This is a genomic window from Sorangium sp. So ce185 (genome assembly GCF_051526825.1).
Classification (GTDB): Bacteria; Myxococcota_A; Polyangia; order Polyangiales; family Polyangiaceae; genus Sorangium; species Sorangium cellulosum_D.
Genome location: NZ_CP150316.1, coordinates 11,363,132 through 11,383,314, shown reverse-complemented (window position 1 = coordinate 11,383,314; position 20,183 = coordinate 11,363,132). Strand labels below are relative to the sequence as shown.

The following is a 20,183-nucleotide window of genomic DNA, read 5'->3' as shown; positions in this document are numbered from 1 at the left end:
TTCTCGCTCAGCGGTGATTCGAGCCCTGGCGGCACTGCCCATTGCCGCCGCGGATCCCGGCGACGAGCTCGGGCTCAGCCTTGCTCTTGTCGTGAAGATTACAGTTCGTGCAGGCGGCGACGAGCTCTGCCGGGTCGCACGTCTCGCAGGTGTCGAGGTAGGCGAGGCTCGCGACGAGCTCGTGTTCGAGGTTCTCGAGGTGCGCGATCTGCTCCCGCACCTCTTCGAGCTTCTGCTGGTAGACGTCCCGGATGCGCGACATGGCGCCGGGGGCCGACGAGGACGACTCCCAGGTCGAGACGATCTGCTGGATCTGGCTCAGCGACAGGCCGAGGTCGTGGAGCTTGCCGATCCACCGGACCCGGGTGAGGGCCGCGTGGTCGTAAAGCCGGTAGCGCCCCTTGGAGCGGGCGTGCGGTCTGAGCAGCCCGACCTCCTCGTAGTGGTGGATGGCCCGCACCGTCTTCCCGGTCGCCTTGGCGATGTCGCCCACCTGCAGGAGGCGCTCGTCTTCCTCGGCCTCAGCGCAGCCCCCGGCCCGTGTTCCGTCCGTTCTGGACAGGAGGGACCCGTCGATGCTGTGCTCGTGCGCGACAGGGAGGTGGTGCCGGGTCGTCATGGGTGCGCCAGGTTGAAACCCTGACCCTTACGTACGCGTGAGGGTTGCGGACCTTCTAGGGCGCTGGACGGAGGCTGTCAACCGGCTTGTACTGGTACCGGCAGGGAGCGGCGCCCAGGCCGCCGGCCCGGCGGTCCCAGGTTGAGGTCGCCGCGGCTCCGGCCTCTCAGGTTGAGGTCGCCCCGCCGGCGTCCCAGGTCGCCGCCGGCCTCCCAGGTTGAGGCCGCCGCCAGCCTCCCAGGTTGAGGCCGCCGCCGGCGTCCCAGGTTGAGGCCGCCGCCGGCCTCCCAGGTTGAGGCCGCCGCCAGCCTCCCAGGTTGAGGCCGCCGCCGGCGTCCCAGGTTGAGGCCGCCGCCGTTGCAGCCGGAGCCACGATGTCACGCTCTGACAGGCTCTCCGCAACCGAAGAGACACTCCTGAAAGGTACATTCCTGGGGTGAGGCGAGGACGCCTATGCCGGGTCAGGTCGGCTGAGCTCGGCAATACCATCCTCGGAGCCAACGTCGCCGTGAATGGAGCGCCTCGAGCACGGACGTCGCGGGCAGCGCGTTGCGGATCATCGCACCTGGACGAACGGTGAGGTGCATTGTGCTCGCCGCACAGACCGTCGGAATCGAGCGATCAGCAAGTTTGACTTGCGTCGTGGCTGCCGACGATCCGCGCGACAACAAGGGAATCGACGGACACTGACGCCGCATTTTTCCGATCATCGACCGCTGCGAAACGCCTCAAACATAGATATTTACAGTGTAAGTGTAAAGTGTGTGATCTCTCACCATGACGGAAGGTTGGCTTACTAGGGCTTTTTCTTACCTGACGCGCACACTTGTGTCCGTAACCTGCCCCCCGGGTTGTCTCGGGCGCATTGTTGAGGTAGTAGGGGCACATCGACCAAGGCTTTTCTGGCGTTTTATATGACGAGCTATGAATATCGCGCTCCGCGCTGCACCAAAAGGGGGGGGGACTCCCAAAGGGAAGGAGAGCGATGGTAAGTACGCTCACTGCGGTTATCCTTGCGCTGGTGCTCTCCTGGGCGGCGACGCCGCTCGCGCGGAGGGTGGCGTTCGCTGTGGGTGCGGTCGATGAGCCGACCGCGCGCCGCGTGCACACCCGGCGCATCCCGCGCCTTGGCGGGCTCGCCATCGTCGCAGGCTTTCTGCTGCCGCTCTTCATCCTCGTTGCGCTGCAAACCGACATCGCGCTTCAGTGGTTCTCGCAGCGCTCGCTCGTCGCGGGCCTGCTGGCGGGCGGGCTGACGATCGCGGCGGCAGGCGCCTGGGACGACTCCAAGGGGATGCGCGCGCGGCACAAGCTGCTCGCGCAGATCCTCGCCGCGTCGATCGCGTGGATCTGCGGGCTCCGCCTCGAGTGTGTGACGCTGCCGTACTTCGGCCACGTCTCCTTCTGGCCGTTGTCCTTTCTCGTGACGATCCCCTGGTTCGTCGCGATCATCAATGCGGTCAACTTGATCGACGGGCTCGACGGCCTCGCCGCGGGCGTGGGCTTCTTCGCGTGCGTCGCCAACTTCATCACCGCATACCTGGGCGGCTACCCGGGCAACCTGGTGATTTGCCTGCTGGCGGCGACGCTGGCGGGCGCGATCGTCGGATTCCTGTTCCACAACTTCCACCCCGCGACGATCTTCATGGGCGACACCGGGAGCATGTTCCTCGGGTTCATGCTCGCGGCGATCCCGCTCTTCGGCGTGGGCACGGCCAAGGGTGGCACCGCGCTCGCGGTCCTCGTGCCGCTGCTCGCGCTGGGCCTGCCGATCTTCGACATGATCTCGGCGATGGTGCGGCGCTTCATCGCCCGCAGGCCGATCTTCTCGGCTGACCGGTCGCACATCCACCACAAGCTCCTCGATAAAGGCCACTCGCACCGCGGCGCGGTGCTGATCCTCTACGGGCTGAGCCTGCTCTTCACCGTGGTGGCGCTCGTGGCGTACGTCGGCCGCTCGCACGAGATCGGCTTCGCGCTGGTGGCCTGCAGCGCGGTGCTCTTCATCGTGGTGCGCGCGGCGGGCTCGTTCGCGCTCTTCGGGGCCCGCCCCGCCGCCTCCAAGCGCTCGCGGGAGGCGGTCGTCGAGGCGCTGCGCCGCGCCGTGCCGCGGGCGCTGCTCGAGATCGAGACCGCGAGCGGGCCCGAGCGGCTGCGCGTGGTGCTCGAGCGCTTCGCGGCCGAGGCGCGGCTCCTGGCCATGGAGGTGAGCTCCAAGGGCGCGAACGGCAGCGCGCGCGTGAAGCCCTGGACCTGGACGCGGGACATCGCGACGCCGCTGCAGCTGCGCGAGGCGGTGGCCGCGGTGTTCACCTTCGACCTCGGGGGCGAGACCGTCGAGCTGCGGTTCCGCTGGGACAGCGAGGAGAGCGCGGTCAACCCGCAGGCGGACATGTTGCTGCAGCTCGTGGCCGACTCGGCGGAGCGGCTGCTGCTGCGCCGGCCGTCCTCGCGCACGCTGGAGCCGCTCGCTCAGGGCCGCCTGTCGGTGGTCTGAGCCGCCTCGTCCAGCGGCCTTCGGCCTCTACGCTCGGCCCGCAGGACAATCCACGAGACACCGTAAAGCGCGCTCATCACGTCGTCGCTTCGAACGCTACGACGAACGCGCTTTATCACCGGTGCTCGAATCCCACGCAGCCCTGGAAGGTTGAATCAGGTCCGGGGTCGCGGCCGAGGAACGCTCTCCAGGGGCGTCGATCGCCCGGCCCACGCTCGGGCGAGGCGCGTCACCACCGGACGCGAAATCCGCCGCGAAAGCCGCCCCGGACCTGGAAGCTCCCCGCGAAGACCACCGCCGCCTGCGGCTGCCGGAAGCGGGGGAACCACACGCCCGAGCTCCGGTCCAGCGTGAGCGCCCGGCCCTCGATCGCGATCGATCCGGTCCGCAACGCGGCCTCGTCGAGCCTGAGCCGCGAGCACGCGCTCGCCCGGCCGCCGATGATCTCGTCGCGGATGGCGAGCTCCCGCTCGGAGAGCTCGAGCGCCCGCCGGTGCACGGGGGCTCCAGGGAGGAACCGGTATCCGTCGTGCTCCGCCTCCACGGCGACATGCGCGCGGGCCTGCTCGATCCGGCGCACCTCGGCGCGGGCACGGCGGCCGACGCGGAAAGCGCTCCACACCTCGCTCGAGTCGGCGCCGCCGAGCTCGATGGTGTTGTGCGCGCGCGTGGCCCGGGTCTCCTCCCGATCGCGATCCGCCTTGTAGCTGGAGACGCCGTAATCGACGACGGCGCGCTCGCCCCCGATCCACAGCTCGAACGTGAGCGCGTCGGCGTGCACGTGCCCCGGCTGGTAAGACGCCCCGTCCGCCCCGGCGTCGAACGCGAGCCAGGCCCCTGCGCCGGAGCGCAGGATCACCCAGCCGGTCGCGGCGAGGCGATGGAGCGACGGCGCGCCGTCCGGCGCTGCGCCGGGCGATCGGGCCGGATCGAAGAGGCCGAGCTCCTCGCCGAGGCCGAGGACGACATCGAGCTCGGGCGCGGCGTCGAGCGCGGCGTCGTTGAACAGAGGATAGGTGCCGTCCGGAGCGCGGACCGCCGCGGCCCACGAGAGCGCCCTCTCGGCCGTCGTCCGCCAGAGCTCGGGCACCTCGCGCCCGGACGCTTGCGCGAGCTCGATCGCCTCGAGCAACGCGGCCGTCAGCGCGAGGTGGTACGAGGCGGAGAGCTCGAAATGCCCGCCGTCCTCTAGGAACTGCTCCGGCAGCTGCCAGGCGAGGAGCGCCGAGCCGAGCTTCCACCACGCCTCGGCCTCGAGCCCTTCGGTCACCGCGCCGCCGCACACGAGCCCGATGGCGTTCTCCACCAGATGATTGCCGAGCAGGTGCAGCTCGAGGCCGAGCGCGATGGCCCGACAAGCGCGCCCGAGCTCGGCCGAGAGCCCAGGACGCCCGAGGCGCGCGGCGACCGCGAGCCGGCGGGCGCGCACCGAGGCGGGGAACGGATGCGACGCGACGGGGTCGTCCCACGCGCTCGGGGCCTCGAGCGTCGGATCGGCCCCGAGCTCGTAGCCATAGGCGCGCTCGTACGCATGCAGCAGCGATCCCTCGGGGATCGCGGCCAGGCGCGCGCCGCCGCGCGCTCGTTCGGCGTCGGCGAAGGCCGCGAAGCGCGCGCGCGGCGGGGCGAAGCCGGGGCGGACGCGCGGAGGTCGCGCCGACGTGGGGACCTTGCCGAGCGCGCGCTGACCGAGCGCGAGCGGGCGGGCGAGCACTTGAATCGGATGGAGCTGCGCCACGGTACGGGCGATGCGCGGGAGGTTCATGCCCTGCTCCTCCCCTGTTCTCCTCGAGAGCCCGAGCGAAGGAGCACGCGCTCCAGCACCTCGATGTAGTCGCGCGCGAGCGCGTCGCGATCGAACGAACGCATGACGTAGGATCGCCCCGCTTCCCCCATGCGGCGCCGCCTGTCGGCGTCGGACGCGAGCTCGACGATGGCCCGGGTCATGGCCGGCACGTCCTCGGGCGGAGCAAAGATGCCGGCGCGCGCTTCCTCGACGATCTGCCGTGCCTCGCCGTCGACCGAGATCACGACCGGGCGCGCCATGGCGAGGATCTCGAAGATCTTCGAGGGGATCACGGTCTCGAACAGCTCGGTCTTGCGCAGGGGAACGAGGCAGATGTCGGCGGTGGCGTACACCTCGGCGATCGCGTCGCGCGGGAGCGCGCCGAGGAACGTCACGTTGGTGAGCCCGAGCTCACGCGCGCGCGCCTCCAGGCTCGCCCGCTCCGCCCCCTCTCCGACGAAGAGGAAGCGGATGTCGTCGCGCGCGAGCAGGCCTTGGGCCACGTCGAGCACCGCGGAGAGGCCGTGCGCCATCCCGTGCGTGCCGACGTACGCCACCACGAGGCGGTCCCCGAGGTCGAGCTTCGCCCGGAGCGGCGTGTCGCGCGGCGACGGCGTGAACCGGCCGAGATCGACGCCGTTGCGGATGACCTCGATCTTGTCGGCGGGCACGCCCCGGGCGACGAGGCGCTCGCGGAAGCTCTGCGTGACGACGACGATCTCGTCGGCCACCCGGTAGAGCTGCTCCTCGACGACCGTGAGCCCACGCACGACCGGATGCCCCGCCGGGAGCGCGCCCACGGCCACGATGGACTCGGGCCAGAGGTCGCGCACCTCGAAGACGAACGGCAGCCGGCGGGGCGCGGCGAGCCCGTAGCCGGCGACGGCCGTCAAGAAGTGGGGGCTCGTCGCGATGAGCACGTCGCTCGGAGGCAACGCGAGCTGCGCGAGCGTCAGCGCGGAGGCGGCGAACGACCCGTACGCCAGCGAGCGCCGCACCGTGCCCCGGTTGGGGGCGGCGTAGATCCACGTGCGGAGGACCCGCACTCCATGGAAGTCCTCCTCGATGCGGACCCGACCTCGGTACTCGGGCGGGACGACCCCGGTCGGGTGGTTCGGCAGACCTGTGAGGACGGTGACCTCGTGTCCGGCGCGACGCCAGGCTCGGGCGAGCTCCGAGACGCGCGCCGCGGGGGCGCCCGGCTCGGGCGGGAAGTAAGGGGAGACGTAAAGGATGCGCATGATCTGCGTGGCGCTTCAGGCCAGATCCTCGTTGGGGGTTGGTTCGGCCGTTCTCCTGGCGGAGCTCGCGCCCGCGGCCGCTGCAGCCTCGGACCGAGGCGAAGCAGGCCGCCGGCACCCGGACGGCGACGCGGGGGCCCTACTGGCCCGACGATGACGGCTGGCCGAGGCGTCTGTGCCGCAGGGGCCGCTCATATCCATGGCGCACTTTACCCATGGCAGCGAGCTTACGCCGCACGAGGTTGACGAACGAGGCCGTCAAGATCGCCACGAGGACCGCGAAACCCAGCGTGAACGAGATTTTGAGGAGGGCGGTGAGCTCGCCCCGGAACTGGTTGTACGAGAAGGAGGCGAGGCACGCGCCGGTCGCACGGCCGAGGAGCGACGTATCGCGCGCGGCTGCCAGGACGAGCGGCAGCATGAAGAAGAGGGCGCACATCGCCGAGATCTGGATGAAGGTACCGAAGAGGCCGAAGTTCAGGTACCCCTCCGCGGCGGCGCTCAGCGCCAGGCCGCCGCCACGCCGCGCGAGGTCGGGATCCTTCCACAGGACATAGCGCTGCGACAGGGCGAGCGGCCGGTCGCGCCAGACCGGGCTGGGAACGAGGATGAGGACGGCGTTGACCCAGCTCTCGCCCGGGTAATCCACGAGGGGAGGCTTCTCGTTCACGATGCTGGCGAGGTTCTCATAGATGCGCTGGAGCTCGCCGATCTCCAGCACGTTCTCGGTCTGATCGATGCGCGCGGCCGCCGACTCGATCTGCGCGTCGAGCCCGCTTCCCTGTTTGAAGCGAAAGCCGTCGATGGCGATGCCGTAGAAGACGGCGCACACCACGCCGAGGGCCAGCCACAGGCGCCGGATCTGCATCCCGTAGGCGTGCAGCGCGAGCCCGACGGAGGCGACGGCGAAGATCAGCGCGCCGCGCCGCCCCGTCACCGTGTAGAGCAGGAAGCTCATCAGGAACGACGCCCCGGCGACGGACACCAGCATCGGGGCCCGCAGGCGCGCCTTGCGGAGCGACGCGTACCGGAGAAAGAAATAAACGGCCGCGAGCTGGATCAGGTACCAGCCCGAGATCAGGATGCCCTTGCCGAACCCTTCGAGGTAGGTGTCTGCATAGCTCAGCGTGAAGAAGCGCCTCACGCCGATCGAGGCGATCCACGCGAACACGAGCCCGAGCCCGAGCAGCCCGACCACCAAGTTCCCCCAGTCCTGGTCCAGGATCGCCTTCGGTCTGTGCACCGGCACCAGGCGCTCCACGTTCGGCGCCTCGGGGGGCCGGCTCAGGGCGGTGCACACGATCGCGCACCCGGCTGCGCCGACGTAGGCCACCTCCATGGCCGCCTCGTCGCGGCTCGACAGATGCAGGCTGCTGGACATCAGCAGGCGCAGGACGGGCGTGTAAGCGACGCTGAGGAAGTACGTCGCTGGCACGTACGTCTCCGGATCGAGCGGATGAAAGCGGGGGCCGCCGGCGCGGGCGAGCGACGGGACGAGCGTCAGGAACACGATGCCGATGGTCCACCCGAGCCCGCTGCCGAGCGACCCCTCGAGGACGGGGCCGAGCGCCGCGAGGGCGGCGACGAGGAGCGCCGCCCCGACCCGGACGCGGGGCGCCCTCGCCCGGGCGGGGGCTGCCTTGGCAGCGCGCCGAGCGCCGGGGGCGCGGGGGATCCCCCACGCGCCAGGGGGCCTCAAGGACATCAAGGGCCGGGGCTCCTCAATTCGGCAGGGGCGGCGGAGGCGGCTCCGCGGGGCCTCCGGGCGCAGGCTCGGCAGGCGGCTGGGCGTAACCGTCGCTCTTGTAGCCGTAGTAGTGGTAGACGCCGTACTCTTTGCGGTTCAGGTCGACGGCGTTCAGCACGACCCCCACGGTCTTGCCCCCGACGTCGTAGAGCGCCCGGATGCCGTGGCGCGCGAAGTCGCGCGTCGTGACGGCCGCTCGCACGACGAGCACGGTGCCGTCGACCAGCGTGGACAGCACGGTGCCGTCGGTCACCGCGACCAGGGGAGGGCTGTCGATGAGCACGCGGTCGAAGCGGCCCTGGAGCTTGCGGAGCAGCGCCTTGAAGCGATCGCTGTGCAGGAGCTCCGCCGGGTTCGGCGGGATGGGGCCCGCGGGGATGACATAGAGGTTCTCCACCTCCGTCTTGAGCGCGCTCTCGTCGTCGATGACCGAGTCGTCGAGCAGCGCGCTCGTGACGCCGATCTCCATGCCTTTTCCGAAGATATGGTGGAGGCGCGGCTTGCGGAGGTCGCAATCGATGAGGACGACCCTCTGCCCTGCCTGCGCCATGGCGACGGCGATGCAGCAGACCGCCGTCGTCTTTCCCTCCGCGGGCCCGGCGCTCGCGATGAGCAGCGTCTTGTACGGGCGGTCAGGCGCCATGAAGAGCAGGTTGGTCCGGATCGCGCGGGCCGCCTCGGCGATCCCGCTCTTCGGTTGATCGTGGACGACGAGCTCGCGACGGCCCGTCTGGGCCGCGCGCCTGCCGCGGCGGTTCGCCCTGCGGAGCTCGGCCTCCCGCTTGTTCCCTTTGTCGAACTCCGGCAAAAGGCCGAGGAGGGGCAGCCCGAGCTCCCGCTCCACCTCATCCGGCGTCTTCAGGGTGCGATCGAGCAACGCGCGCCCGAGCGCCGCCACGATCCCGAGGAGCAGCCCGGCGAAGATGCCGACCGCGATGTTGGTCGGGACGCGGGGGCGCAGCGGCTCGATCGGGCGGCTCGGCCGGTCGAGGACGCGGATGTTGTTCACCCGCATCATCCGCTGCAGGTCGCTCTCCTTCGTGCGCTCGAGCACGAGCTGGTAGAGCTTCTCCGTGTTGTCCTTGGTCCTGCGGAGGCGGTCGTACTCGATCTTCAGCGAGTTCAGCTCGAAGGCCTGCTTCCTCGCGTTCTCGAGCAGCGTCGCGAGGCCCGCCTCCTGGCGCTTCACGATGGCGAGATCGCGGCTCACCGCTCCCTGGACGTTCTTGACCTCGGCGATGAGCGCGCTCCTGTTGGCGGCGATCCGCTCGTTGGCCGCGCGGACTTCCGGGTGATTCTCGCCCTTGCCGGAGCCGATGAGCGAGTCGCGCTCGCGGACGCACTCCTCTTGCCGCGCCCGCAGCATCTGGAGCACCGGGCTCTGGATGAGCTCGGAGGCGGGGAGCTCGGTCGAGCTGTTCGGGTCGACCTTCGACAGCTCGAGGCTCCGCGCGGCGAACTCCTCCCGTCGCGTGCGCACGGACGTGAGGGCGTCGTTGATCTGCTTCATCTCCTCGCGAAGCAGGTTGGTCTGGTCCTCGAAGTCCACGTCGAGGATATTGTTGCTGAGCTTGTACTCGTGGAGCGAGGTCTCGCTCGCCTCCAGGTCGTTCTTCAGCTTGTCGAGCTGCGTCCTCAGCCAGTCGACGGCCGAGTTGGTCGAGGCGAGCGCTTCATCGAGGTTCTGCTCGATGTACACATCCATCAGGGTGGCGAGCACGCGCTGCGCGCGCTCGCGATCCGCATCGTTGTAACGCACGATCGCGAGGCGGCTGTCCTTCACCGGCTCGACCAAGAGCCGCTCGAGCAGCAGGTCCGCGGCCTCCTCCGGGGTCACGGACTTGGGCGCGGGGGCCGCCGCGTCCTTCGGGAGATCCTCGAGGAAGTAAGTGTCGTTCTGCAGGCTGAGCTGGGCGACGACCGCGAGCGCCACCCGCGTCGACCGGATGACCTTGTACTGGGTCTCGTAATAATCGCGGTTATTCCAGTACGACCCAGTGCCCATGTCGACCACGGCATCGACCCCGCGGCCGAGCGGCCTCGGAGGATTCGGATCGAACTGCACTGTCGCCGTCGACTGATAAATTTTCTTCTGTCCGAGCGTGTAGAAGGTGACGCTGAGGGCGACGAAGATCATCGTCGCGAGCGCGGTGGCCCAGTGCTTGCTGATGATGCGCCAGGCGGCGACGAGATCGAACGAGCGCTCGGCCGAAGCGTCGCTGGAGGACAGGGAAGGCGAGGGGGCTCTGAATTCGTCAGCCATAAGTCGTACGCTCTAAGCGCGTTTCCCAGGGTAGGGGTCCGCGCGGAGGGCTAAGGTGCTCCCCAAGTCCCCAAAATTCAAGCCGGTGTTCCGAATTGGGCGGGGATGTAGTATAACATGCGCACGTCGGGCTGTCCACGGCCTGAACGCCCGGGCGGCGGCGCGGAGGAGCGCGCGCTCGGAGGACTTTTGCTCGCTGCTGCCGCTCCTCCGGGATGGATTACACTTCGGCCGCGTGCGCAGCGCTACGCTCGCTCGCTGAGGACAAGCAGAATGACACGGTCATCGATGGTAACGCGTGCAGGCGCGATGGCGGCGTGCTCCGCGCTCCTCTTCGCCGGAAGCGACGCGTTTGCAGACTGGCCTTCTGCCCGTCACGACCCGCAGCGCACGGGCGCCACGTCGTCCACGAGCAATATCGCCAAGCCGGCTCCCTACTGGCGATCGTACCTGGGCGGCACGCTCACGTCGAGGAGCATGTTCGCAGGCGACGTGAACCAGGATGGCGAGATCGACCTGCTCTTCGCTTCCGGAGGGCGCGTGACGCTCTCCGATCCGCAGGGCTTCACCCGCTGGAGGACCCCTTCGATGGACTTCCGGGGGCTGCAGGCGGTCGAGGATCTCGACGGGGACGGGCTGCTCGAGGTGGTCGCCGTGACCGGCGCCGGGGCGGCCGTGCTCGATGGAGCGAGCGGCGTCATCCTGTGGATGGAGCACGCCACGGAGCTCGGCGTGCTGGGCGCAGCGCGCCTCGCGGACTTCAACGATGACGGCCACCTCGATCTGTTCCTCGACGAGTGCGGCTGCTGCGCGGTGAAGACCGAGAGCCCGGGCGTCATCTACAGCTTCGCGCGGGGGTTCAGCGCCGTGGAGACGCTGCCCCCCCCGCCGCAGCGCTCGCACTGCAACGCCGCCATCGACACGGTGGGCGACTGGGACGGGAACGGAACTGCCGATCTCCTCGTGTCCTCTCACGACCGGCTGTTCTTCGTCTCCGGGTCTGGGGACGTCTTCGCGGAGTCCGGGCTCGTCGGAATGCACCTCGGGGGCGCGATGTGCGAGGCCGTGCGGCTGGGCGACCACCCGAGCCGCCAGCAAGCGCTGTGCTTCCAGAATCGGGTGTTCGGCGTGCAGGGGGCGCGCGAGGTCTCCCTGCTCGCGTACAGGCCGGGCGAGAGCCCGTCGCTGGCCGTCGCCTGGCGGAAGACGCTCAGCCCCAACGACGGCGGCGACGCCCGGGCGCCGACGCGCCTCGTCTGGGACCTCGACGGCGACGGCGCGCTCGAGGTGCTGGCGAGCGGCAAGACGGGCGAGACGTGGACGTCCTTCGTGCTCGACGCGGCCACCGGCGCCGAGCTCGCCGTCATCCCCGACGAGATCGTGCAGGGAGCGGTCCCGGGAGAGTCCGGCGCCGAGCAGTGGATCCTCGCCTCGCGCGAGGAGCGCGTGTCGGCGTTCCGGTTCAGCCGCGCGGCAGGGCAGCGGGTCGAGCGGCTCTGGTCGCTCGACGGGGAGCTGGTCCGCACGCGGTACGACTGGGAGCGCGCGCAGCACACGGGGCTCACCCAGTCGCTGATCATGCCGGATCTCGACGGCGACGGGCGCGGCGAGCTCGTGCTCGAATCGACCTCGGCGCCGGTGGTGGTCACCGCGTACGCGACGCGCGCGGACGGGGCCTCGCCGGCCGCGGCCTACCGGGTCGACCTCGGCGTCGGCGTCGGGGCGCTCGACGCGCCGGCGGCGACGTCTCCGGGGTCGCCGCGGCTCATGGTCTCCCGCGAGGACGGCTTCCTCACGCTGCTCGACGCCTCGCTCGCGCCGACGAACCTCGTGCATGAGGGGCGCGAGGTCGTGCCGGGGCTGCGCGTCGGCGGCTACCTCGCCGGCCCCGGCGCCTACGTGAACTTCGGCCGCGCGCCGATCGCGGCGAAGCTGTCGCCGGGGGACACGGCCGACAGCGTTGTCGTCGTCGATAGCCGGGGCGATCTCGTCCGGATCGCGTCCGAGGACGCGAGCAACGTCGCGCCGGCCAAGCCGGCCTGGCGCGTGGTCGACGCGTTCGGCGCCTCGATCTGGCCCGCCGACGACGGCTCGCCGGCGACCCTCGCGTGCTTCCGGCGGCGCCACCCGCTCGTCGATCCGCCGAGGTACGCCGTCGTGGCGCTCGACGCGAACGGCAGGCAGACGGGCGAGACCGCGGTGCAGAAGCCGCCCGCGTGGGACGTGCTGCACGGAGACCTCGACGGCGACGGGGCGCCCGAGCTCGTGGCGCTCACGGTCGACGCCGCCTACCGCACCGAGATCCTCGCGCTCGATCGGAGCGGCGGGGTGCGATGGAAGGACGACTTCAGCGCCTCGGCCGGGACGCAGGCCGTCGCGATCGCCGACTGGAACGGCGATGGGGGGGAAGACGTGGTCGTGGCGATCAACTCCGCCCGGGTGCTGTCGGGCCGGGACGGCCGCGCCCTCCGCGAGAGCACCGAGCGGTTCCCCTACTTCATGCCGATCCTCGCGGACGTGTCGGGCGACGAGCAGCTCGAGATGACGCTGCAAGGGGGCTACCACCCCGAGCGAACGCTGCCGCACGATCTGAGCTCCGCGCTCTGGAAGGGGCCCTCGAACAGCCGGCCGTACCCGCACGGCGCGATCGCGAGGTGCGAGGGGAGGTCGCTCCTCGTCGAGGGCTCGTACTTGCAGCCGGCGCGCCTCACGTTCACCAAGCTCGACGGCCCTGGCGCCGGCCAGTCGAGCTCCATCGTGCTCGCCGGCGACGCCGTGTTCCCCGACGAGCAGGCCGCGGAGCGGGCGGGCGCGGTCATGGGCCAGCTCAGCGACGCCGCGATCTCGCGGAACCTCACCGGGCTCCCGTCCGCGGGCCCCGCCGTCGTCATCGGCTCCACGAACGGCTTCCTCTACGCGGTCGACGCGTGCTCGGAGCGCCTCCTGTGGTCGTACGCCTTCGGCGAGCCGGTCGGCTCGCCGATCCTCGCGGACACCGACGGCGACGGCCACGACGACATCGTCGTGAGCGTCGCGGACGGCTACCTCTACGACCTGCGGCACGAGATCCTGCCCGCGCCCGAGTTCGTCTGGGAGATCGATCCGATCGCGAGCCCCAGCGAGGACGTCGACGAGATCGAGACCCGGGACACCCTCCACGTGAAGTGGTCGAAGGTCCCGGCGGCGACGTCGTATCAGGTGGCGGTCGTGGGCGGCGAGGGGAACTACGTGAGCTCGCCGCCGTGGCGCGACGTCGGCGACGTCTCCGAGGCGTCCATCGACCGATTGCCGCTCCTCGACGGGGCGAAGTACTACGTCGGCGTCCGCGCGGTCTCCGCCGCCGGGCTCTCCCCGGATCGCGCGTCGGACGGGGTGATCGTGCGCATGCCGCAGGGCGAAGGGGGCGCCGGTGGGGACGGCGCCGGTGGGGCGGGGGCCGGCGGGGCCGGCGCCGGTGGGGCCGGGGCCGGCGGGGCCGGCGGTGGCGGCGGCGGGGCCGGTGGGGCTGGCGGTGCGGGCGCTGGCGGCGCCGGCGGGGCGGGGGCCGGTGGGCCCGGCGCGGGCGGCGCCGACGGCGCGCTGCCGTTGGACACGCTCCTCTATGGCCGGGGCTGCGCCTGCTCCGAGGCGCCCGGGCAGCCCGGCGCCTCGTGGGCGGCTGGCCTCGGCGGCGTCGCGCTCGCGCTCCTCGCCCTCGGCAGGGCCCGAGCCACGGCGGCCGTTCCGGCGCGCCGCCGCGGGAGCGCCGCGCGATCCTAGAGCGGTTATCGCCCGCTCTGGTACATGCGTTACAGAGCGGCGGCCACCCGCACAGGAGACGGGTCCAGCTCGGCGTTTTCGGCGCGGAAGCGCACTCCAGTGCGCTGAGCACCGAAAACGTCGAGATGGGCCCGTATCCGAAGCGGGTGACCGCCGCTCAGAAGCTAACGCCCTGCCCGAGCGTCAGCGCGGCGGCGTACGCGGCGATGAGCAGGAACATCGCTCCGAGCGCGTAGCGGCGCATGGACGCGTCGATCACGAAGGCGAGGCGGGCCACGCCGACCAGCGCCGAGGGGCCGAACACGCCGAAATGGCGGACCAGGAGCTCCGGCGCCAAGAGGAGGCCCCCGGCCACACAGGCGCTGCTCAGCACGCTGCCGATGGGGAGCGCGCGGCGCGAACGCGGGCCGGAGAAGTAGACGCACAAGGTGTCGGTGATGAGCGGACCCGCCACGGAGACCAGCATCGTCGCCGTCATGGCGTCACGCGCGGCCCCCGTATGAGGGATCCAGGGGATCGGGATCGCAAAGAGCGCGTAGATGACGGCGCCGATGGCCCAGAGCGCGAGCCCCGCCGGCAGCCAGGCGCGCAGGGCGCGCGGCTGCCAGGTCGCCTCGTCGCCCGAGCCGCTCGCGCCCGAGACGCCGCGCGCGGCGAACGCCTGCGAGGCGCTCGAGAAGGCCACGGCGAACGACCAGTAGAGCACCTGCTGCCCGACGCGATGCTCGCCGATGTACTTCAGGTTCACGCTGAGCGAGATGGGATAGACGACCACCGTCGAGAACGTCGCGATGGAGTACGGGAACGCCCGCCGGACGATGAGCACCGCGTACCGGGCGGCGCGCCGGAGGCGGGTCGGGCGCAGCAGGAGCAGCGCGGGCGAGGCGCTGGCGAGCCCGAGGGCCGTGGCCACGCCTCCGGGGAGGCCGGCCAGCGCGGCCAGCATCGACGCGCCAGGCGAGAAGGCGAGCAGCACCGCGAGCGACTGGAGATACCGCCCCTCGCGCTGGAAGAGCGGCCAGAGGCTGGGCGAGGCCGCGGCGAGCAGCGAGCACCCGCTGAAGAAGGCCGTGATGAGCCCCGCCGCGCCGCCCAGCCCGAGGGCGAGCTCGTGCGTGAGCGTGATGCTGAAGGCGACCGCGGCGATCATCGCGAGCGCGCCGCCGGCGAGCGCGCGGCCCGCCTTCGTCGAGAGCGCGCGCGTCCGGCGCGCCAGGATCGGCGCGAGGCCGGCGTGGACCAGCGCGACGGCGACCACCCCGCGCGACATGTAGTTGGCGAGCGCGGCGAGGGCCGCGGGCTGGGACGAGAGCGCGAGCACCCACTGCGCGGCGAGCGAGAGGGCCCGCGGCAGGAGGACGGCGAACGCGACCCCCGTGCCCCCGTGCATCAGGGCGCGCAGCAACGACGACAGCTTCACGAGGCGCTTCGCTGGAGGCGGACAGGGGCGCGCATGACCACAGGGGGCGCGCAGTCTACCTACGGCGAGAGCGTAGGCGCCAGGGCCTTGGCCCGCTCGTCGAGGATCCTCCGGCGCAGCTCGGCGTCGTTGCCGCCGCGGCGCTGCAGCAGGCGCTCCAGCGCGCTCGCCGCCTCGACGTGCGCGCCGGCCGCGCTCGCGGCGTCGGCGAGCTTGCGGAGGCGCTCCTCCGTCGGTTCGTCCTGCGCCGCCCGCGCGTAATAGGTCACGGCGGACGAGTAGTCCTTGCGCCCGGCGAGCAGGTCGCCGACCCAGGTCGCCGCCGACGCGCACTCCGCGTGGGAGCTGCACGCCGCCGGCATCAGGTCGCGGAGCGCCGGGAGGAGCCGCTCGGAGGTGCCCAGCTGCGACGCGGCGACGACCCGCAGGCGGAGGCAGCCGAGCCGGTTGTCGAGCCGCTCGCAGCTCTGCGCGAGCAGCTGCTCGGCCTCCGCGCTCTTCTTGCGCGCGAGGAGGAGCCGCGCCCGCAGCTGGACCGCGAGGAACGAGTCGCTCTTCGCCCCCTGGATCGCCGCCGCGTGCGCCTCGACCTGCCGCTCGCAGGCGCCCCGCTGCGCCTCGTCGCCCCCGCAGCGGGCGGAGCTCGGGTCCTCCAGCATCGTGAGCAGCGCCGTGCCCGCGGCCCAGCGCGCGCCGACGCGCGCAGGGTCGCGCGCGACCGCCTCCTCCGCGCAGCGCAGGCGCAGGTCCAGCGCCTCCCGGCGGTCCCCCACGATCGCCATGCGCTCGAGCATCTCGACCCCGGCCTTGCCCTCCGGCACCGCCCGCAGCAGCTCGTCCCAGCGCTCGGTCCATTGCCGGGCGAGGACCGCGGCGGCGCCGGTGACGCTGGCGTCGTCCTCCACCGCGAGGCGGAGGCTCAGGAGCGCCTGCTCCTTGGCGCCGCGCGACGCGAGCACCTCCGCGAGCAGGAGGTGGGCGCGGCCGTGGCGGCGCGCGCGCTCGAGCGTGCGTTGGAGCCACGGGATCGGGCTCTCGATCCGGCCCTGCAGCACGGTCACCGCGCCGAGCAGCGGGAAGTACGGCTCCGCGGGGTGGCGGAGCATCGCCGCGCGGAGCTCCTCGCGGAGGCGCGGCCAGCCGGCGCCGCTCGCCGCCCCGGCGTCGCTCACGGCGCGGAGCGCCCGGCGGTCGTGGTCGACGTCGCGCCAGCCGAAGCGCAGCATCAGCGCGACCAGCGCGACCCCGGCGGCCGCGGCGCACGCCGCCTCCTGCCACGGCCGCCACCGCCCGGAGTCGGCCTCGTCCGCCGGAGCGCCGCGCCGCGGGCGCTCGCGGTGGGCCTCGCCCCAGAGCGAGCCCAGGGTCGCCGCGAGCGCGATGGCGACGCCTGGCACCTCGAGCCCGAGGTCCAGCAGGTTCTGGAGGAGGAGCACCACGCAGCCGACCCACGCGCCCAGCGCCGCCGTGCTCCCGCGGAGCGCGATCTTGCCCGGGCGAAACGCGACGCCGAACGCGACGAGCGCGGCCGCCGCCGCCGGGACGCCCCACTCCGCCGCCCACTGGATCGCGAAGTTCTCCGCGTGGGTGAACACGATGTTCCCCGGCTCCTGCCGGTAGGCGGGGAACACCGTCTCGAAGGCGCCGCGCCCGATGCCGAAGAGCCAGTGGTCCGCGATCAGCGGGAGCGTCGCGTAGAACAGCGACAGCTTGTTGAGGTTGTCGTCCGCGATCTCCGAGAGCGTGCGGTTCGTGGTGGCGAGCGCGGCCAGGAGGGCGCCGCCGGCGATGGCGAAGCTCAGCAGCCAGGCCGCCGGGCGCTGGATGCGGCCGCCCGAGCGCCGCCTGCCGCGCCGCTGCCGCGAGAGCAGCGCGAAGAGGGCGAGGCCGAGCGGCAGCACGAGCAGCCCGCCGCGCGAGGACGCGATGATGCCGACCCCGACGATCGTGGTGATCCCGACCCCGGCAGCCCAGGCCGGCAGGAGCGGCCGGCTCGTGAGCAGCAGCCCGACGCCGGAGAGGATTCCGAGGTTCAGGTACCCGGCGAGGTTGTTCGGGTTGAGCAGCGGACCGATATGCCACGCCGCGACCGAGAACCGCGGTTGATACAGGCCGAAGACCTGCGTCGCGCCGAGCAGCCCGTGGGCGATCGTCGTGAGCGCGGCGAGGAACGCGCTGCCGAAGACGAAGGTGATTCCAAGCCTCGCGCCGTGCCGCGCGCCGACGAACGCCGCGGCGATGAAGATGCCGGAGTACGTGAGCCATTTCACGGCCTCGACCAGCGTCGCCCCCGGATCGAGCGAGATGCTGGCGTACCGCGGCGCCGCCTCGCCGAGCGGCATCAGGGCGCGCGACCAGATGTCGGCGCTCGCGGGCGAGAGGCGCTCGAGCCACGCGAGCGGCAGGGGCACGGCCTGCAGCAGCGTATAAGCGGTCAAGCCGAGCAGCGTGAGGACCGGCAGCGCCCTCACCAACGATCGTCCCTCGGTGAGCGCGCCGGCGCGGAGCGAGAGCGCGGCAGCGATCGTTGTGATCGAAGACACCAGTGCCAGCGTGGGCGTATGGACGGCGCCGATGGCGAGCACGGATCCGGCGATAGCGGCCGCGAGGAGCCACGGGATCACCCGCTCGGCGAGCGGCGGCGCGGCGCCTCCTGGTCGGCCCCACGCTGCGGCGCTCGCCGAGCGCCGGCGTTCCATGGGCGACCTCGGCTTCAAGCGGGGGTAGTCCGGATCCACGGCCCGCCAGGGTAGTCGATCTCGGTCGCGAAGGGACGAGATCGACCACGGCATGACAGGCTCGATCGGCGCGGTGCCAGGATTGACAGCGAGAGAGTGGGAGGACAATCATCCCGCCATGAGAGCCGCCGCGCTCCGCCGCGCATCAACGGTCCTTCCGTTGGCGGTCCTCGTCGCGAGCGCGGGGGCCGCATGCACGCTCGACGTGCAGGGCACGGGAGGGAGCGGGGCGGGCGCCGCCCCCGCTTCGCCCGGCGATGGCGGGGGCGGCGGCGAGGGGAGCGTGGACGGTCTGCCGAACGGGATGCTCTACGGGTGGTCCGCGAGCACCCCGGCGCAGCCGGGGGTCTACGAGCTTCCGGGGTGGCTGACGCTGGAGAGCCCCACTCCGGACAAGACCGTGCAGATCGGCGAGAGCGCCCTCGTGAGCGGAATCCCCGCGCACGCGGCCCGCGCGCGCCGGCTCAGGGACGACGGCCCCTCCGGGCTCAGCCTCGAGAGCGCGCGCGAGAACCGGATTCCGCTCTCGACTCCGTCGCAGCGCCCCTGGCGCACGCTCCACGCGGCCAGCGTCGCGGAGGCGCGCGGGCCGGACGGCGAGCTGTCCGCCGGGCGCGTCTCCGATGAAGACACCGCGCAGGCCGCAGCGACCTACGTGCCGGTCGACCGCAGCGACGGTTCGAGCTCGACCGTCTCGGGCTGGGTGGGCGACGTGGAAGGGGAGGAGGGCGGCTTCGCGTGGATACGGGCGTTCGCGTTCGACGACGCCGCCCAGAACGACGAGCGCGCGCGGGTGCCCGCGCCGGCGCGCGCGTGGCGCCGCGTCGACTTCACCGGCGTCGAGACCGCCCGCGCCGTGCAGATCTGGGTCTATCCCGCGGCGGGCGACGACGCCCGGCAGAGCGCGGCGAGCTTCGCGTTCTTGAACCTCGAGTCGGCCCGATACCCCTCGTCGGCCATCCCCACCTCGGGCAGCGCGCGGCGGCGCGAGGCCGACGTGCTGGTTGCGAACAACGCTGAATGGTTGATCTGGAAAGGGTGGTTCAAGGCGATCCTCGAGTTCGCGCCCAACTACGCCTCTGGCGAGCAGCTCGCCGATCACGACCTCCTCTACATCGACTCCGGAACGCGGGTGTTCCTCCGCGCCTCGGACGGCGCCGTCGTGATGACCGTGACGGGCGCCGACGGCTCCGCGAGCCTGGAGACGGAGAGCCTCTCGTGGGAGCGCGAGCAGCCCTTCCACGTCGAGGCCTCGAGCTCGCCGTCGGGGCTGTCGCTGCGCGTCTCCCTCGACGAGGGGAAGGACGTCGAGATCGAGGAGCCGGCGGCCGCCGTCGCGATCCCCGTCCCCGAGTCGGGCCACATCCACATCCTGGGAGACCCGGACGGCAGCCAGGAATGCGCGGATCTACGCCGCGTCGAGTTCTACGAGGTCCACTGAGCGCGGCTGGTGTAGAGTGCGCCGCGTGCTCACGATCTCGGCACATCCGCTGCTCGAAGCCGCCGCCTTCGTCACGACCTTCCCCGCGCCGCTCGGCGAGCTGCCGGAGAGCGACGCCCTCCGCGCCCTGCTGTCCGACAAGGCCTCGGCCCCGTTCCGCTCGGACGACGCCGTGCGGTCGGCGGTCCGCGACCTGCTCCGGCACGGCGGCTACAAGCCGACCGGCCGGGGCAAGCCGGCCTCCGAGTACCTCATCCGCGCCGCGGAGGGCGGCGCGCTCGCGACCATCAACGCGGCCGTGGACGCGTGCAACGCCGTGTCGCTGCACACCGGGCTGCCCATCAGCGTGATCGATCTCGACCGCGCGAGGCCGCCGCTCCGCATCGACGTCGCGCCCGCAGGCGCCCGCTACGTGTTCAACGCGTCGGGGCAGGAGATCGACCTCGCGGGGCTCCTCTGCGTCTTCGACGCGGAAGGCCCGTGCGCGAACGCCGTGAAGGACTCGCAGCGGACCAAGACCCACGCGGGGACGACGCGCACGCTCTCGGTCCTCTGGGGCAGCCGCGCGCTGCCGGGCCGCGCGGCGGAGGCGGCCGCCTGGTACAAGGCGCTGCTCGGCGGCGTCGGCGCGGCGACCTCGGACGCGCCGATCGCGGCCTGAAGAACCGCGCC

11 protein-coding genes are annotated in these 20,183 nt (G+C 71.9%); 4 read left to right on the top strand and 7 right to left on the bottom strand.

Annotated elements, in window-relative coordinates:
* Positions 1 to 7: 7 nt before the first annotated feature.
* On the bottom strand, positions 8 to 619 hold the full coding sequence (locus tag WMF26_RS41920) for a MerR family transcriptional regulator (RefSeq protein ID WP_437997299.1): 612 nt from the start codon (positions 617 to 619) through the stop codon (positions 8 to 10).
* Between the two features lie 1,069 nt (positions 620 to 1,688).
* Here WMF26_RS41920 and WMF26_RS41915 point away from each other — a divergent pair.
* Positions 1,689 to 3,116, top strand: a complete 1,428-nt coding sequence (locus WMF26_RS41915) for an MraY family glycosyltransferase (RefSeq protein WP_437997298.1) — start codon at positions 1,689 to 1,691, stop codon at positions 3,114 to 3,116.
* Positions 3,117 to 3,345: 229 nt separating this feature from the next.
* On the opposite strand, the gene WMF26_RS41910 is transcribed toward WMF26_RS41915, so the two are convergent.
* From WMF26_RS41910 to WMF26_RS41895, 4 genes are all read right to left on the bottom strand, one after another.
* Complete coding sequence (locus tag WMF26_RS41910) at positions 3,346 to 4,881, bottom strand: heparinase II/III domain-containing protein (protein WP_437997297.1); 1,536 nt, start codon at positions 4,879 to 4,881, stop codon at positions 3,346 to 3,348.
* Positions 4,878 to 6,143: a glycosyltransferase family 4 protein gene (locus WMF26_RS41905; protein ID WP_437997296.1), complete on the bottom strand. Its 1,266-nt coding sequence runs from the start codon at positions 6,141 to 6,143 to the stop codon at positions 4,878 to 4,880. The genes WMF26_RS41910 and WMF26_RS41905 overlap by 4 nt, the downstream gene beginning before the upstream one ends.
* Positions 6,144 to 6,282: 139 nt before the next feature.
* Complete coding sequence (locus WMF26_RS41900) at positions 6,283 to 7,848, bottom strand: hypothetical protein (protein ID WP_061623034.1); 1,566 nt, start codon at positions 7,846 to 7,848, stop codon at positions 6,283 to 6,285.
* Positions 7,849 to 7,864: 16 nt separating this feature from the next.
* Positions 7,865 to 10,153 carry a GumC family protein gene (locus WMF26_RS41895; protein ID WP_437997295.1) on the bottom strand — a complete coding sequence of 763 codons (2,289 nt, stop codon included), beginning with the start codon at positions 10,151 to 10,153 and terminating at the stop codon, positions 7,865 to 7,867.
* Between the two features lie 288 nt (positions 10,154 to 10,441).
* Here WMF26_RS41895 and WMF26_RS41890 point away from each other — a divergent pair, with 288 nt between their 5' ends.
* The gene (locus WMF26_RS41890; protein ID WP_437997294.1) at positions 10,442 to 13,912 is read left to right on the top strand and encodes an FG-GAP-like repeat-containing protein; all 3,471 of its coding nucleotides are present in this window, start codon (positions 10,442 to 10,444) and stop codon (positions 13,910 to 13,912) included.
* A 157-nt stretch (positions 13,913 to 14,069) separates the two neighbouring features.
* Here WMF26_RS41890 and WMF26_RS41885 read toward each other — a convergent pair whose 3' ends face one another.
* Both WMF26_RS41885 and WMF26_RS41880 read right to left on the bottom strand, forming a co-directional pair.
* The gene (locus WMF26_RS41885; protein ID WP_437997293.1) at positions 14,070 to 15,332 is read right to left on the bottom strand and encodes a hypothetical protein; all 1,263 of its coding nucleotides are present in this window, start codon (positions 15,330 to 15,332) and stop codon (positions 14,070 to 14,072) included.
* Positions 15,333 to 15,391: 59 nt separating this feature from the next.
* Positions 15,392 to 17,875, bottom strand: coding sequence for an O-antigen ligase family protein (locus tag WMF26_RS41880; protein WP_437997292.1), 2,484 nt, complete (start codon positions 17,873 to 17,875; stop codon positions 15,392 to 15,394).
* A gap of 355 nt (positions 17,876 to 18,230) precedes the next feature.
* On the opposite strand from WMF26_RS41880, the gene WMF26_RS41875 reads away from it, so the two are divergent.
* Positions 18,231 to 19,511, top strand: coding sequence for a phage head spike fiber domain-containing protein (locus tag WMF26_RS41875; RefSeq protein ID WP_437997291.1), 1,281 nt, complete (start codon positions 18,231 to 18,233; stop codon positions 19,509 to 19,511).
* Positions 19,512 to 19,536: 25 nt separating this feature from the next.
* Positions 19,537 to 20,172, top strand: coding sequence for a phenylalanine--tRNA ligase beta subunit-related protein (locus tag WMF26_RS41870; protein ID WP_044989384.1), 636 nt, complete (start codon positions 19,537 to 19,539; stop codon positions 20,170 to 20,172).
* The last annotated feature ends 11 nt before the right edge of the window (positions 20,173 to 20,183 follow it).